12 protein-coding genes and 3 tRNA genes are annotated in these 14,906 nt (G+C 47.9%); 12 read left to right on the forward strand and 3 right to left on the reverse strand.

All coding sequences use genetic code 11. From position 1 onward, the window contains the following. The first annotated feature begins 291 nt into the window (after positions 1–291). From JW881_18330 to JW881_18340, 3 genes are all read left to right on the forward strand, one after another. Positions 292–618: a helix-turn-helix transcriptional regulator gene (locus tag JW881_18330; protein ID MBN1699485.1), complete on the forward strand. Its 327-nt coding sequence runs from the start codon at positions 292–294 to the stop codon at positions 616–618. Beyond that, positions 615–2,687, forward strand: coding sequence for a cadmium-translocating P-type ATPase (gene cadA, locus JW881_18335; GenBank protein ID MBN1699486.1), 2,073 nt, complete (start codon positions 615–617; stop codon positions 2,685–2,687). The genes JW881_18330 and cadA overlap by 4 nt, the downstream gene beginning before the upstream one ends. 178 nt (positions 2,688–2,865) lie before the next feature. Beyond that, on the forward strand, positions 2,866–8,106 hold the full coding sequence (locus tag JW881_18340) for a hypothetical protein (protein ID MBN1699487.1): 5,241 nt from the start codon (positions 2,866–2,868) through the stop codon (positions 8,104–8,106). Between the two features lie 33 nt (positions 8,107–8,139). Here JW881_18340 and JW881_18345 read toward each other — a convergent pair whose 3' ends face one another. From JW881_18345 to JW881_18355, 3 genes are all read right to left on the reverse strand, one after another. Next, positions 8,140–8,628: a flavodoxin family protein gene (locus JW881_18345; protein ID MBN1699488.1), complete on the reverse strand. Its 489-nt coding sequence runs from the start codon at positions 8,626–8,628 to the stop codon at positions 8,140–8,142. Between the two features lie 209 nt (positions 8,629–8,837). Continuing rightward, entirely contained in the window at positions 8,838–10,073 is a 1,236-nt protein-coding gene (locus JW881_18350) for a hypothetical protein (protein MBN1699489.1), read from the reverse strand. A 179-nt stretch (positions 10,074–10,252) separates the two neighbouring features. Continuing rightward, a tRNA-Met gene (locus tag JW881_18355) sits at positions 10,253–10,325 on the reverse strand. 334 nt (positions 10,326–10,659) lie between these two features. On the opposite strand from JW881_18355, the gene JW881_18360 reads away from it, so the two are divergent. The 9 genes from JW881_18360 (at position 10,660) to rplL (ending at position 14,782) form a co-directional block, all read left to right on the forward strand. Continuing rightward, a tRNA-Thr gene (locus tag JW881_18360) sits at positions 10,660–10,732 on the forward strand. An 86-nt stretch (positions 10,733–10,818) separates the two neighbouring features. Next, the gene (gene rpmG, locus JW881_18365; protein ID MBN1699490.1) at positions 10,819–10,995 is read left to right on the forward strand and encodes a 50S ribosomal protein L33; all 177 of its coding nucleotides are present in this window, start codon (positions 10,819–10,821) and stop codon (positions 10,993–10,995) included. Positions 10,996–11,005: 10 nt separating this feature from the next. Beyond that, positions 11,006–11,080 (forward strand) — tRNA-Trp (locus JW881_18370). Between the two features lie 23 nt (positions 11,081–11,103). Beyond that, on the forward strand, positions 11,104–11,283 hold the full coding sequence (gene secE, locus JW881_18375) for a preprotein translocase subunit SecE (protein ID MBN1699491.1): 180 nt from the start codon (positions 11,104–11,106) through the stop codon (positions 11,281–11,283). Between the two features lie 15 nt (positions 11,284–11,298). Continuing rightward, positions 11,299–11,853, forward strand: coding sequence for a transcription termination/antitermination factor NusG (gene nusG, locus JW881_18380; protein ID MBN1699492.1), 555 nt, complete (start codon positions 11,299–11,301; stop codon positions 11,851–11,853). A 244-nt stretch (positions 11,854–12,097) separates the two neighbouring features. Then, positions 12,098–12,532 (forward strand): 50S ribosomal protein L11, encoded by a 435-nt coding sequence (gene rplK, locus JW881_18385; protein ID MBN1699493.1) that lies wholly within the window; start codon positions 12,098–12,100, stop codon positions 12,530–12,532. A gap of 1 nt (position 12,533) precedes the next feature. Beyond that, positions 12,534–13,217 carry a 50S ribosomal protein L1 gene (locus JW881_18390; protein ID MBN1699494.1) on the forward strand — a complete coding sequence of 228 codons (684 nt, stop codon included), beginning with the start codon at positions 12,534–12,536 and terminating at the stop codon, positions 13,215–13,217. Positions 13,218–13,451: 234 nt separating this feature from the next. Beyond that, the gene (locus JW881_18395) at positions 13,452–13,997 is read left to right on the forward strand and encodes a 50S ribosomal protein L10 (protein MBN1699495.1); all 546 of its coding nucleotides are present in this window, start codon (positions 13,452–13,454) and stop codon (positions 13,995–13,997) included. Between the two features lie 386 nt (positions 13,998–14,383). Next, entirely contained in the window at positions 14,384–14,782 is a 399-nt protein-coding gene (gene rplL / locus JW881_18400) for a 50S ribosomal protein L7/L12 (protein MBN1699496.1), read from the forward strand. The last annotated feature ends 124 nt before the right edge of the window (positions 14,783–14,906 follow it).

A 14,906-nucleotide genomic window follows, 5' to 3' on the forward strand; every position in this document is an offset into this window, starting at 1 on the left:
AATGTATAATAATTCTGTACGGGATAATTTTATACCCGGCAAATCGAATACAGATCGTACACTAAATATACCGGACTTAACATGCTCCTCACTCAATGCATCAAGTATTCAACATAGAAAGAATTAATAAACAGTAAACATTGGTTGACGTCCTCCAGCATCGGACCGGTAATTATCGCCGTGTCCGTTCTTGACCGGATTACAATGAAATTGTATATTATATATGAATATGTGTTCATATATTCAATTGATGTGAAAGAGAGACAGACAATGGCGGAAAAAAAGGGAACGATGACGGGAGTACGCGAAGGAGGATCATCTCCTTTTCAAGCGACATTACAGAACCTGGCGGATTTCTTCAGTGTTTTGGGCGATCCGACGAGATTGAAAATTCTTTTCGCGCTTTTCGGCAAAGAACGCTGTGTGAGTGCAATAAGCTTCGAGATCGGCATGAACCAGTCCGCAGTTTCGCATCAACTCCGTATCCTCAAGCAGAACCGTATCGTCCGCTACCGGAAGGAGGGGAAGGTGATATTTTATTCCCTTTCGGATTTACATGTCGAAGAGATCGTCGACCGGGGATTGACGCATATGCAGGAAAGAGAAGGTACGGGATGAAAACATATAAACTCAAAAATCTCGATTGTCATGAATGTGCCGCGGATATCGAAAAAAGTCTGAACAAACGAAAGGATGTCCGTTCGGTTTCGATCAACTTCGCCACATCAACGATGACACTCGATTCCCCGTCTCCTGAGGAGGTCCTGCGGGATCTCGCAGATATCCATCCCGATATCACCGTGATCGGGGAGCATATCGATGACGGACATAGAATTCCGTTTCGAAGTCTCGTGCCAATCGGGATTGCCGCCGTACTGTTTATAACAGGGCTTTTTTTTCAGCAGATTCTCCATGCAACCCCGTATTCTTTTGCCGAATATCTGGTTTTCGGGTGCGCCTATATCATCAGCGGGTGGAAGGTACTCAGGAATGCGGCAATAAATATGGTTCGGGGAAAGCTGTTCGATGAAAATTTTCTCATGAGTGTAGCCACCATCGGAGCTTTTCTCATAAACGAATTGCCGGAAGCCGTCGGGGTGATGCTTTTTTATCAGGTCGGTGAGTTCTTCCAGAATCTTTCACTTTCACATTCGCGCAGGTCGATCGGTTCGCTTTTGGCACTCAGGCCGGAGACGGCGCACCTCAAGACGGAGACCGGACTCAAGACGATTCATCCGAAGGAGGTCGCTGCCGGGAGTACTATCGTCGTCAAGCCGGGAGAACGGGTTCCGCTGGACGGCGTCATTGTCAACGGGACATCGCAGGTGGACACCTCCCCCCTGACCGGTGAAAGCGTCCCCCGGATATTGAAAAAAGGCGATACCATTTTGGCCGGAATGATCAATAAAACCGCCGCCGTCAGCGTCACGGTCAAAAGGGTTTTCAGTGAATCATCGCTTTCCGTGATTCTGGATCTTGTTGAAAATGCGAACAGAAAAAAAGCCGGGACGGAGAAATTTATTTCGCGTTTCGCACGTTTCTACACACCTTTTGTCGTTGCCACGGCACTTCTCATTGCCCTGCTGCCGCCGCTTCTTTTTCAGGGTTTCTCGTTTCAGGACGCAATAAACAGGGCCCTGGTGCTTCTCGTGATTTCATGTCCGTGTGCTCTTGTCCTGAGTATTCCGCTCGGTTATTTCAGTGGGATTGGTAAGGCGTCAAAGAACGGTATCCTCATCAAGGGTTCGAATTACCTCGATATTCTCACCGGGATAAAAACCGTTATTTTTGACAAGACCGGGACACTCACAAAGGGCGTTTTCACGGTCAGGGAGATCGTCCCGGAACCGGGATATACAAAGGAAGAAGTCCTCCGGCTTGCCGTATCGGCGGAATCCCATTCGAATCATCCCATCGCCGCGTCGCTTTTCGATTATTACGGGAAAAAGCCGTCCTCTCACGAAATCACGTCGCACGAGGAGGTCTCCGGCCACGGCGTTATCGCAACGGTCTCAGGAAAAAGAATTACGGCCGGTAATGACGGGCTGCTTCACCGTGAGGGGATTTCTCATACGGTCTGCCATACCGCGGGCACTGTCGTTCATGTCGCCGAAGATGACCGGTACGCGGGTTATATCATCATCGGGGATGAAATAAAGGATGACGCCCGGGAAGCAATCGACGGCCTCAGGAAAGAAGGGATCAAGCGTATCGTTCTTTTTACCGGGGACAGCGAGGATGAGGCGAGGATACTTTCATCGCGTCTTTCACTCGATGAGTACCACGCACACTTGCTGCCGGAAGAGAAGGTCAGGGAACTGGAGAAGGTGCTGGATGGGTGCGGCAAAGGAGAACAGGTGGCCTTTGTGGGTGACGGCATCAACGATGCGCCGGTGATCGCGCGCGCCGATGTCGGATTCGCGATGGGAAAAAGCGGAACGGACGCCGCGATCGATACCGCGGATATCGTTCTCATGACGGACAGGCTCTCGAAAATCGGTGAAGCCGTCCGGATCGGAAAAAAAACACGGAGGATCATCATCCAGAATATCGTTTTTGCGATTACCGTTAAAATCGCCTTTATTATCCTGGGAAGTCTGGGGTATGCGGAAATGTGGTTTGCCGTCTTTGCCGATATCGGGGTGAGTCTCCTGGCGGTTTTCAATGCCATGAGGATATTGCGATAAGCCGGTCGGCTGATCGAATGCACGGCAATGATGTAGATTTTTCGTCCGATATAGATTACATTGATAGTGAAGGCATCGACGTCGATTTAAAAAGCTATGATAGTATCCCGCCTGTGAAAAAAAGAAGTTGCCATTGATTTTTGTGATAATGCCTTATTATAGTATAGGGTAGAAGAGCGTGGCAAAACAGAGGACAGATACCGACAAAAAAACAAGCCTTTTTGCTCGAATCGGCCGGATTTTCGGGGGATTTTTCAGGCAGCAGCAGGAGAGGCCCGTTGAATACGGAAATTATCCGTCGAAACGCGTCGAAGAGGATACCGAAGGGGCATCGTCGCTGCTTCGCCCCTCTCATGCAGGGACCTCGCCGGGCCTTTCCGCGGCGGACGTTGATCCTTTGAGTCAATCACTGAGGCGTCTTCTTGATACCGTGCACGCGGTGGAAGCAAAACGCATCATCGTCCGGTTCATCGGGCAAACGGAAGCGGATTCGCTTTCCGAAAAACAAAAAACCGCTTTTTCGAATTATTATCGATCGTTTCTCGATGACCTGAAGCGCCGAAAACAAAGAATCAGCCTTACTATCGGGAATACCGGTCTTCCGCAGATAATGAATTTTATCGATGAACTCAAGCGAGATTCAGTTACCTCGAATGTCGTGAAACGGGCTATTGTCAGTGAGATTCTCAAGAAAACGGAAGGATTGGCGTCGGATAACGGTCATGATAAAGGAGAGGTGATGCGGCAGTACTTCGGGTACCTCAAGCGGCTCGAATGGGAATTGAAAGGTGAAATAAGAATCATCACCTATACGGTAAGGGCTCTCATGAAAATCGATGACCTTTCTGAGAGGAGTAAGCGGATCGAGGATCTGGGCCCGTATATCAAATCGAAAATCAAAGACAAACGGCTCGAGGCAACGGCTGATACGATATTCAGGCATCTGGGTTCCTTCTACCGGATCGTCCTGCAGGAAGAGAAGACATCCATGGATATCCAAAACGATGAAGAAGCCGGTTCGGACATCGTGTCGGATGAGGAATGGTCGGAAAAGCTGCCGGATTTCGGTCCCGAAGAAGATGAGTTCCTCAGAAAACTCGAGAAAAGCGATAATCCGCAGGAGATCGCGGCCGAGATCGAAAAATATAGCGAGAACGAAAAAACCCTCCTTATCGAGTCCCTCGGATTCGATCCGAGATTCGACCCGTATTTCGAGGGGATCGTCGAATACCTGAATGAAAAGGATTGCGGGCACCTCATCGGGATCATAATGACAAAACTCAAAAAAGTCGAATATCAATACGGAAAACCGACATGCGTCGAGTATATCGAGGATCTCGCCGGCCGGCTCGCGGGCTTAATCGGTGAGGATTCGATGATTACAAGACGTGTGCGGCAGATGACGATGCACCTCCGAAAGGTGAATAAAGAGTGGACGCTGAAACTCGACGAATTGAAAAGGCGGCTTCGGGGCAAGAGTGTCCTCACCCAGATCGCCGTGCTGGAAGAGATGGCGGAAGATCCCGCATACGCCGGTATTTTCGGAACGGTTCAGAATCTGGAACGGCTCACCGTTGAAGAGCATTTCGACGAGATATTTTCGGGACTGCCACTCGAGACGCAAAAAATCGTCGCCGAAAACCTTCTCGATGATCTGGGAAGCTTGAAACAATACTACCCCAATCTCATCAGGAAACTCGAAAACAAACTTCAAAGCGCTATCGTTCTGTTGCAAAAACAATCGGAAGGAAAGCCCGGTACCGACGGCGATCTGATCCGGCGGATCGTCGATTTTAGCGAATCCGAAACGGGAAGATCAGCACGAGTGGAAGAGACGGAAAGCGCGCAGGATAATATACAATCGATCGCACGGGAAATTGCGCTTATTCCCACACTCGGTGAAAAAATCGAGACGCTGCGGTTCTGGCTGAAAAACAAATATTTCAGCGACGAGCCCGATATCGAACGGTATATCGAAAATGTGCTCGAATCCCTCACTCGCGCAAAGGTGCGTGAAGGCGGGCTGCTGCGGACCGTTTTCGACCACCTTCTGTCATTACAATCGAACCGTGAAAAAATCGCATACCTGAATCAGCGTCTCGACGATCCCGAATATAATCACCTCGTTTCGACGATACGGACATTGATCGGTAATATCGACGGCGGTGAAGAGCTCGTGCCGGGAGAAATTTCAGGTGAATGGATTGTCGAATCGCTCGAAAATATCACCGATCTCCATATGAAACTCGACTGGCTGCGGATACGGCGTTATCTCGAGGCATACTCGGATTACACGTCGCTTATGCAGTATCATATGGACCGGATCGAATCAGAGTTGAAAGAGGGGCTTGAAGAAAGACTCGAGAGTGATTTTTTCGATACTTGTGAAGCGTCCGCTTTGTCCTGGCATCATGAGGTACACGAAAATATCATCACCCTCACCCGGGCGGTGCTGAAACTCCCCGGAAAGGTGATCAGGCGGCAATATATCAAAAAACAGGAAAAGCTGAAACCGTTGCCGGACGAGGATCTCTTCCAGAAACAGAGAAAACTGCTTTACTACATACTCAATACCGAAAGCGATGACAAACCGGAATCGGGTCTCAAAGTACTGGCGGACAAGGTGTTACTGTCATATGCCCAAAAGCGTGAGTACCTTAGAATCCTCAAGCTCTCACGATACAAGGTGTCAGGAACCACGATCACCCTTCAGGATGAATTGGGGCTTACGAACGATCATATCGCCTATTGCGCCGTCTATATTCTTGGAAGCGATAAGCCGTCGCTCGAGGCACGAATTAATATCATCGACAATGTGCTGCATAACTCGATCGTTCCAAAGGATGTTGTTGTAAGCCGTAAAGACGGGCGGGAGATCGGACAGCCGTATCTTTCCTTTTTTGACGTTACGCCTCAGATTATCCGCACGGTCCTCGAGGATTTCAAGGTATTTCTGAAAAAGCATATGAACCGGGTCGCGGGTGGGGCAATTCACGTGTCAGGTAAGGAGGCAACCGGCGGCGGCACCACCCCTGAAGAGGTCCCGCCTTCCGGTGATGATGATTCCGCTACCGAACGCATCGCGGGGGACACCGGTGCCGGGGGAGAGCAGTTGCTGCCGACTGAGGGAATCGAGGGGGGGGGCGGCGAAGAAGAACGGGATATAGGGGAAAATATAGGGGACCGGGAAATGGATGAGAATACCGGTGAGGAGGAAGTTTCAGACAATGAAATAATTTTTGACAATGAAGAGGGAACCTGGGATGGAGAAGACGAATACGATGGTATAGCCACCGAAACGGACTCCGAAAAAAAAGAAAAAGCCCGGCGGCGGTATGCGTTTACGAAACACAATAAACGGGAAGAACAAAACAAGACGACGGAAGGAGACGGCGGGGAATCAGGAAAAGGTCGGAGTACCGATAAAGGTCGGAGTACCGATAAAGGTCGGAGTACCGATAAAGATCGGAGTACCGATAAAGATCGGAGTACCGATAAAGGTCGGAGTACCGATAAAGATCGGAGTACCGATAAAGATCGGAGTACCGATAAAGATCGGAGTACCGTGGAAGGCCGGGAAATCAAACGAAGCGGAGAGGACGATGTTCGGCGTGCGAAGGATCAAGAAACGGAAAAGGTTGAAGAGGACCGGACCATCTCACGGAAGGATAAAGCGGCGATCGACATGGTCGTCAAAGAACGCCTCCTCGAGACAGGAAAAAGAAAATCGGAGGAGATCGCGGAGGCGTTGCGCGCGAAAACCGCAACGACCGTCACCGAGAAGTCGAGTACGCTTGAAAACCGCATCATGAAGCTTTTTTCGGAACTTACCCGATGTTTTCCCGAAGCGGTTCCCCATCTCATCAACCATACAATGCTGCCTGTGTTTCTGGAAAAGAATATCACGGATGAGAGTGACATCCTTAATGCGATAAACCAGAATATTTTTATGCCGGTCCTCTACGAAGGGGCCGATATACCGGTCGATACCACCGTCGATTCTATCGAAGCATTACTGGATAAACAGGGACTCTTGAAAGAAACAAGGAAAATGATCCGCGAGATTGTCGGGCGTATGAAAAAGGTCCGTGTCAAGGAGATCAATAACGAGGCGGTGAAAAAAGGAGAAGCGGCACCCGCTCCCGTGCCGGGAGGGGTATCCGGCGGCGGAATCGGTATCAGCGCAATTCTCAAATGTCTGCGGGCGATAGAAAATCCCGAAGAGATACTCCCGCATCTGCAGGAAAAGTATATCGATCATACGGAGGGCAATCCCGAATATTCCTCACTGACGAAAAATCTGCATGCGTTGAAAAATATACTTTCGACCGACAAACTGGTCAATTGGGAGATGGTGGCGGACCGTTTTGGAAAAGAAGCGGCAGGTATCATCGAACGGCTCAGGATGAGAATTATCAACAAGAAGGAAGAGGAAGGACGGCAGGATGGGGATGCCAAAAAGGAGAAAACACCTCCCGGAAAACATGAAGAAATGCCGCCCATGAAAGAAAACGGAGAACTTGTTCCCGAGGAGATCGAAAAAGCCCTTACCGGTATGGAGTATTTTTCGGATCCGCATCAGGTGATTCTCAAACAGGTGTCTGAGGATCAGGGTTTAAAAGATCGATTCGGGGGAGGGCGATCAAAGGAACGTCAGTATATTGTGTCCACGCTCTTCAATGCCGGAAAGATTTTTACCTATGATAATAAGCATTACATCGGATTCGGAAAAATCAAATCATATATCGACGACAAAAATAATGTGGGCTATGATAAACGGAAGCTATCGCGGGAATTGTTCGTTTTTATCCGAAAGTTTCCCTCGGACAGTCTGAAGGCGAAATTTCTGGGCGTGCACGAAAACGAATTACAGGATTTTATCGCGATCCTCTCCGGATGGGCCAATGTCGGGAAGACCGAATCAAAAGGTACCGTGACGGCAGGCAGGCAAAAACCGCAGAAAGAGCGGCTTTTGAGGAGGGACGTTGACCGGAGGAAAGCGGAAAGGCGTACAAGGATTTCTTCGGGACACACGGGGACCGACCGAAGGAAAAAAGAGCGGCGGGTTGCCGATAGAAAAAAGTCGGCCGGGGATACAGGCTCTGAGCGAAACAAAGACATGCCGAAACTATCCAGACAGCGGGGGGAGGTAGTAAAAAACGCCAGGATTCTCATAACTGATAAACTTGTTTTTCTCATCAAACATTATGATAGGAGGGAACCGCTGAAAATGCTTTTTACCTCATACCTGGCCCATGAGGCACCCAAAAAAAACCTTCTCATGTTGATCGATAAAGACAGGCACAGGATCATGTATGAAACGGTTCGGGACGATCCGGGGGTATTGATGCGTTTAGGTTTCGACCGGGACAAAATAATGAGACTCTACAACAAACGCCTTAAAAAATTGAAAAAATAGGCATTTTGGGGCATGAAACACGGCGGGAAAACCTTACCGTGATCGGGCTTTTTCTGCGATACCGCCGGCCCATTCGACCGCCCGTTCCTCTTCCCCCTTTCCGAGAGGACCTTCAGACCCTTCCACGATAAAACCTTCCGGATCGGCGAGGGGTGTACCGCCCTTTTTTACGAGTTTTTGCAATATCGGATCGGCGGCATATCCGAAAAGGTTCATGAGGAACCTGAGGGCGGATGACGAGGTTGCGGCTGCCTCTATTCTCGTATCGAATGCCGCCACCCCCTTTCCGTCCAGCTTCTTTTTTGGAATGCTTTTGAGAAAGGTTATTATATTTTTTGTAGGCCGGAACGCGCGGGTAGGTGAGCCCACAATCAGTACATCGACATCCTCGAGTTGACCATACACGACGCCGGTCGCCCTGCGGGCTTCAAAAACAGTATCCGGAACAGAAGCGCCGCGCATGCCAAGCGCAATTTTCTCCGTATTGCCGAATACCGAATCATAAACGACCATGACTTTCATGGTAGAATCCCTCCTTTTTTAAAATAATCCGATAATGTTCCGGACAAAAACGGCATTATCGGTATGAAACCGCTTATAACGGCGCGGTTCATTACCGTTAGGATACCACCTCCTTTGGAGGTGGTCCATAGGGTCGCCTGCTTTATTTCGATAAAGGCTATGGCCATAATATTTCCGTACATCGACGTCACAAGGAAATATCCGGCGGGTTATTCGAGTAAGGTAAATCGTTCGCCGTCAGAGGTGATTATTTTCAGTACCGTACGGCGGGCCGCGACAACACCCCTCCTGCGGACAAGCCCGAGCAGCCTTTTAAAAAGATCTTTCCGCTCAAGCAGCTTCAGGAAGGGATAACGGTTCTTCAGCAGACTGAACCCCATGGCGGTATCGAGTTTCATGGAAGGAGTCCGCGAGCTTCCCCTCCTTCCGCTTTCGAGGCTTTTCAGAAAAAAATAATGGCGGTCGAGTTCCGGACAGACCCCTTTCCCGGCGAGCCGGCGGGTAATTTCGGCTTTCACCATTTCCTGCATTCTCGACAGATTGGTACCAGACGGATAGATGACCGGAATATGCAAGGTAACAAGGAGTTCTCCGTTCTCCGTATACCCGCTAATTGCATCAGTATAATAGTTTTTTTCCGGAAATACAGGCGAGGATCGGGGCAAAAACCGGAGTCGTTTGAGTTCGTTTATCTGATGTTCGGTTTCCGAGATACGTTGCTGCAGTCGTTTACTCCCCGGCGATTCGCAGAGTTCCTTTTTCAATTGAGGAAGAAGTTCGTTTTCAAGATAATGGACTGCCTGTGACAGGGGCATTCTCATTCGGTTCGACCGTCTGAGGTATTCCTCTCCTTCATCGATACCGTACGGCGGGCCTTTCTGATTGCCGGGGGCAAGGACGGGGAGGAAGGTTTCAATGATTTTTCTGAGAAATCCGGGAAGCTTTTCCGGGTCGAGGACGGGTTCATACGTTTCATCCGGTCCGTCGTATTTTTTTATTGCATCGACAATGGCCGCGGCAAATATTTTGGCCGATTTATTTTCCTTGATAGTACTCTGAAAGAAATACCCCCCGCCTTCAAGGAGAAATTCGTGAAGAAGTTCCTTTGCCTTTTCATATCCCGGAGCGTTGTTCACAATGTGCTTTTGATCCTCGGAGATGCCGGAATCGAGCAGGCTTTCGAGCATCTGAACGGCTTTTTGTGATTTTGTCTGTGCGAGTTCCTGAATATTTTCTGTCTCTGAGGGGCGGATGTTCGTTTTCAGGGCGGTAATACAGTGCAGGGCGATCGTGAGTTTTATAATAATGAGTTCGAAAAGATCATCGAGGTCCTTAAGCCCGGAATATTCAAAATCAAGACGGCCGATCCGCTCCTCGAGTAAACGTTCCTTTATGAGGTAGTTTTCGAGGTTAATGTCGAATTGATCGATGATACCCTTTTTCATTTTGTTTTTTATATAAGGCCGCGGGCCGTTTGTGTGCCCATGAATGCCACCCTGCCACTATAAAGGGAGGGACGTACATTCCCGTACCCCCTCCCTTCCCTGACATTATATTGAAATAAAGAAAAAAAACAGCGGATGATCATAAAAAAAAAGAGGACCTCCTTGGACCTCTTTTCGTTTAGCAGGGGCAGGACTCGAACCTGCGACCTCCGGGTTATGAGCCCGACGAGCTGCCATCTGCTCTACCCTGCGGCGTATATCAATGTATAAACAATCGATAAAAAAATGTCAAGGCATACTTCCATATTTAATTGAATAATTATCGTTTTGCTGCCATTGTGATAACCGGGAATGACGGTGTGATTCACCGAATTGAACATACTCCTGAAAAGCCTGGAAATATCCTTTGGACCCATGCATGGTTCTGTGATACTGTCCGTGAAATTTATATACTTCCGGTGAATCCGTGGATAACCGTGGTGTAGGGAACGTCGTTCATCTATTGAAATATGAGGGGAATCGGTTTAAATTCGTAAGAAAGTCTTGACAGATTTCTCTAAAAAAATGTACATTAGGTGCTTAAAAGGCCCTTGTAGCTCAGCCGGTAGAGCACCTCCATGGTAAGGAGGGGGTCACCAGTTCGAATCTGGTCGAGGGCTTACTTTTTTATTTTTTCTCTATTGACACGATGGTGGAAATTTGTGTATAGTAGTTTTCCACCAGGTTATAGAAGGAGTAGTATGTAATGGCAAAAGGTAAGGCAAAAACAGTCGAGCTTATTGCGCTGCGGTGTTCCGAGTGCAAGAGACGTAATTATACAACATCCAAGAATAAACGCAATATGCAGGGGAAACTTGAATTAAAAAAGTATTGCAAATTCGATAAAAAACATACACTCCACAAAGAAGCAAAGATCAAGTGATCGGTACTATAGGCCAGTAGCTCCAATTGGCTAGAGCGCCGGTCTCCAAAACCGGATGTTGCAGGTTCGAGTCCTGCCTGGCCTGATACATAATTTCAGGAGAAAAAAGTGAAAAAAATAATTAGTTATATTAAGGAAAGTTATGCTGAATTAAAGAAAGTCATATGGCCGAGCAGGGAAGAGGTATTTTCATCGACCAAGGTTGTTATCATTTCGACGATTTTTATAGCTGCCGCGCTTGGTTTCATCGATATCTTGCTTTTTAGATTATTGAATCTTGTTTTTTAACAGTTGCGGAGGAAAATGGCTAAAGGGTGGTTTGTAGTCCATGTATATTCTGGACAGGAAAATAAAGTAGAAAAACAGATCAGGAAACTGATTGATAACGGCGAATTATCAGATTATATATTCGATGTCAAGGTCCCTTCCGAGGATATTATCGAAGTGAAGGACGGCAAGAAGCGTATGACATCGAAGAAGTTTCTTCCCGGTTACGTATTGGTGGAACTGGATCTGCCGGAGGCGGGGTGGAAAGAAGTGTGTGCCCAGGTAAGAAAAATTCCCGGAGTCACCGGATTTGTCGGATCCAACAGGAATCAAAAGCCGAAACCAATCGAACAGGATGAAGCAAAAGTGATTTTACAGAAGATTGGAGAGATCAAGTCGGAGAAAATACTGAAGCCAAAGATGGAGTTCAATGTGGGTGAGGTCGTGCGTATCATCGACGGCCCGTTCAACAGTTTCACGGGAAATATTGAAGAGATAAATTATGAAAAAAACAAGTTGAGAGTGATGGTCGGTATTTTCGGCAGGGCGACACCGGTTGAACTTGAGTTCTTGCAGGTGGAAAAGATTTAGTGCGGTAATACTGTTCTTTTTTCCGGATATATCGTGAACGTGAAGCTTGAAAATCAGGCAGAACGACGGAAACATGGTGAAGAAAGCGGTGATCCCGACGGGAAACACCGTCCGGAGCGGGATATTCCGGGACATCATAGCGGAAAGTATGTGAGTAAGGCACGAAAAGCCCTTGAAGAGGAAACGAAGCAAACATTATATACTTTAGACGTTTTTATGCGGAATAAAGAGATGGAGAAGATATATGGCTAAGAAAAAGGTAAAGGCATTGATTAAACTGCAGGTCCCGGCAGGAAAAGCCACTCCGGCGCCGCCGGTTGGTCCCGCGCTTGGTCCGCACGGAGTGAGTGCTCCACAGTTCGTTAAGCAGTTTAATGATAAAACGAAAAATATGGAAGAAGGATTGACGATTCCCGTTGTCATCACCGTGTATCAGGATAAATCCTTCAGTTTCATTACAAAGACTCCGCCCGCGGCAGTCCTTATCAAGAAGGCGTGTAATCTCGAAAAGGGTTCATCGGAACCGAACAAGCAGAAGGTGGCGACAATAACCAAAAAACAGCTTCAGGAGATTGCGACAACGAAAATGCCCGATCTGAACGCAACGGGCATGGAAGGCGCCGTCAAGATAATAGCGGGCACGGCACGCAGTATGGGTGTTTTGGTGGAGGAAGATTGACATGAAACGAGGAAAAAAATATCAGGCTGCGGTCAAGGACCATGACCGGAATACACGCTATGGTATCGAAGAAGCGGTATCGGGTCTTAAAAAATGCGCTTACGCCAAATTCGACGAGACAGTCGAGATCGCCATCAATCTCAATTTGAAAAAAGGGGTTTCGGTCAGGGATACGGTCGTACTCGAACACCAGTTCGGCAAGGAAAAAAAGATACTGGTATTCGCCAAGGGTGAAAAGGCGGACGAAGCGAAAAAAGCCGGTGCGACATATATAGGCGATACGGACCTCATCGAAAAAATCAAGGGTGGATGGATCGATTTCGACGTCGCGATCGCCACCCCGGATATGATGAAGGATGTCGGGAAACTCGGTCCGATTCTCGGACGAAGGGGTCTCATGCCGAATCCCAAAACACAGACAGTGACGTTTGATATTAAAGGGGCGATTTCCGAACTCAAAAAGGGACGTATGGAGTTCAGGGCGGACAAGACCGGGGTCGTTCATCTTCCCGTGGGCAAGGTCTCCATGGAAGACAACAAGATCGTTGAAAATGCAAAGGTTGTCATAAAAGAAGTGAACAGGAAAAAACCCGCTGATTTGAAAGGGGAGTTTATCAAATCGGTCGCCCTTTCTTCAACGATGGGTCCGGGATTTATGTTGTCGTTCAAGGAGCTTCTATCCTGACGGGCCGGCGGCCCGGATCGAAAGATGGACCTGAAACCCGGAAAAGGAAGCGTGGAGTGTTGACACTGCGGATGTACAAAAAGTATTGCACACCGTGGGGGTAAAAGAACGGTCGGATGATTCAGTTGATCGTCCCGTCATAGAGTGAAATAAAACGGGGATGATGCAAGGCGATACGGTAAGGCCGCATCCCTGTTTGTTACATACACGCGGGTTGCCGTGAAAGGAGAACTCATGGGAGAAAAAACACAATGTATTCAACAATATAAGGTTGATGCGGTCAATAAACTCAAGCAAGCAATCGAAGGTTCGAAAGATATCGTCTTTACCGATTTCAGGGGGCTGAATGTCGAAAAAATAACGGAACTTCGAACAAAATTATATGAACAGGATTCCGTACTCAAAGTCGCCAAAAATAACTTTATAAAGCTGGCCTTTAAATCGTATGACCTTCCCGATATTCAGGATATCATAAAAGGCCCGATCGCGCTTGCATTGATCAATCGGGACACGAGCCAGATACTCAAGATACTTTTCGACTATGCGAAGAACGAATCCTTTGCGGTGCGGGGCGGCATCGTCGATGGACGTCGTTTTTCACCGGAAAATCTCGAGACACTGTCGAGACTTCCGGGAAAAACACAACTTATCGGAATGTTGATGAGTGCCATGATCGGTCCGGTGAGAAATCTCCTCTACACCATGAACGGCGTCACTCAGAAACTGGTTCTCACCTTGAAGGCAATTGCCGATAAAAAGGAAGGAGAAAAAGGCGAGTAATAGGGGGGCGGTTCGTAAAAACCGTTAAACCGTACGGAAGCGGGAGTGTTGTCAATAAACACGGGGAACAAAGACGAAAATGTGTTTGTTGTGAAAGCGGGAGAAGCATCATCCTTCCCCGAGGAGGGGCGGAAAATGCTTACTTTATAAATAATGAAAAAGCGATTATTTTCCGGTGTATTCGGAATCGGGAAGAGTATTCCGTCCGACGGATAACATGCTTCTTGGTTGTTTATTCCATAACGGGAAGCCGGCGGAAACGGCCGGCTGTCTTTTAGGACGGGGAAAATCAGCCAGTTATCCGGAGAAAGAATATACATGGCAGGGATACATCGGGATGACATTTAAAACGATAAACTATTTGGTAGAGTGAAGGAGAAATTAGCATGGCAGCAATTACGAAAGAACAGATTCTGGACGCAATCGCAAACATGTCTGTACTCGAGGTTTCGGAACTTGTCAAGGATATGGAAGAGAAATTTAGCGTGACTGCGGCTGCACCTGTCGCTATGATCGGCGGCATGGACAGCGGACAGCAGGCGGGCGGTGCTCAGGAAGCATCCGAAGAAAAGACCGAATTCACCGTTGTCTTGAAGAGTTGCGATGACGGAAAGAAAATTCCGGTCATCAAGGAAGTCAAGGCTATTACCGGACTTGGATTGAAGGATGCGAAAGAACTCGTCGAAGCAGGGAATAAACCTGTGAAGGAAGACGTTTCGAAAGAGGAAGCTGAAAAAATCAAGGAAAGACTTGTCGCAGCCGGGGGTGTTGTAGAGATTCAGTAGATGAAACATACGACAGACACGAAAGGTTGTGTAGCTGGATAACATTAATGATGATAAATGACTCTTTAAATTTATTACTCGTGTGCCACCGGAATACGTATGTCCCGGTGGCAATATAAATTTA

The organism is Spirochaetales bacterium (genome assembly GCA_016930085.1).
Classification (GTDB): domain Bacteria; phylum Spirochaetota; class Spirochaetia; order SZUA-6; family JAFGRV01; genus JAFGHO01.

What these genes read in the sequence shown, in the direction of transcription:
- JW881_18330 (MBN1699485.1), top strand. Translation starts at nt 292, where the DNA reads ATGACGGGAGTACGCGAAGGAGGATCATCTCCTTTTCAAGCGACATTA.
- cadA (MBN1699486.1), top strand. Translation starts at nt 615, where the DNA reads ATGAAAACATATAAACTCAAAAATCTCGATTGTCATGAATGTGCCGCG.
- JW881_18345 (MBN1699488.1), bottom strand. Translation starts at nt 8,628, where the DNA reads ATGAAAGTCATGGTCGTTTATGATTCGGTATTCGGCAATACGGAGAAA.
- JW881_18350 (MBN1699489.1), bottom strand. Translation starts at nt 10,073, where the DNA reads ATGAAAAAGGGTATCATCGATCAATTCGACATTAACCTCGAAAACTAC.
- rpmG (MBN1699490.1), top strand. Translation starts at nt 10,819, where the DNA reads ATGGCAAAAGGTAAGGCAAAAACAGTCGAGCTTATTGCGCTGCGGTGT.
- nusG (MBN1699492.1), top strand. Translation starts at nt 11,299, where the DNA reads ATGGCTAAAGGGTGGTTTGTAGTCCATGTATATTCTGGACAGGAAAAT.
- rplK (MBN1699493.1), top strand. Translation starts at nt 12,098, where the DNA reads ATGGCTAAGAAAAAGGTAAAGGCATTGATTAAACTGCAGGTCCCGGCA.
- JW881_18390 (MBN1699494.1), top strand. Translation starts at nt 12,534, where the DNA reads ATGAAACGAGGAAAAAAATATCAGGCTGCGGTCAAGGACCATGACCGG.
- JW881_18395 (MBN1699495.1), top strand. Translation starts at nt 13,452, where the DNA reads ATGGGAGAAAAAACACAATGTATTCAACAATATAAGGTTGATGCGGTC.
- rplL (MBN1699496.1), top strand. Translation starts at nt 14,384, where the DNA reads ATGGCAGCAATTACGAAAGAACAGATTCTGGACGCAATCGCAAACATG.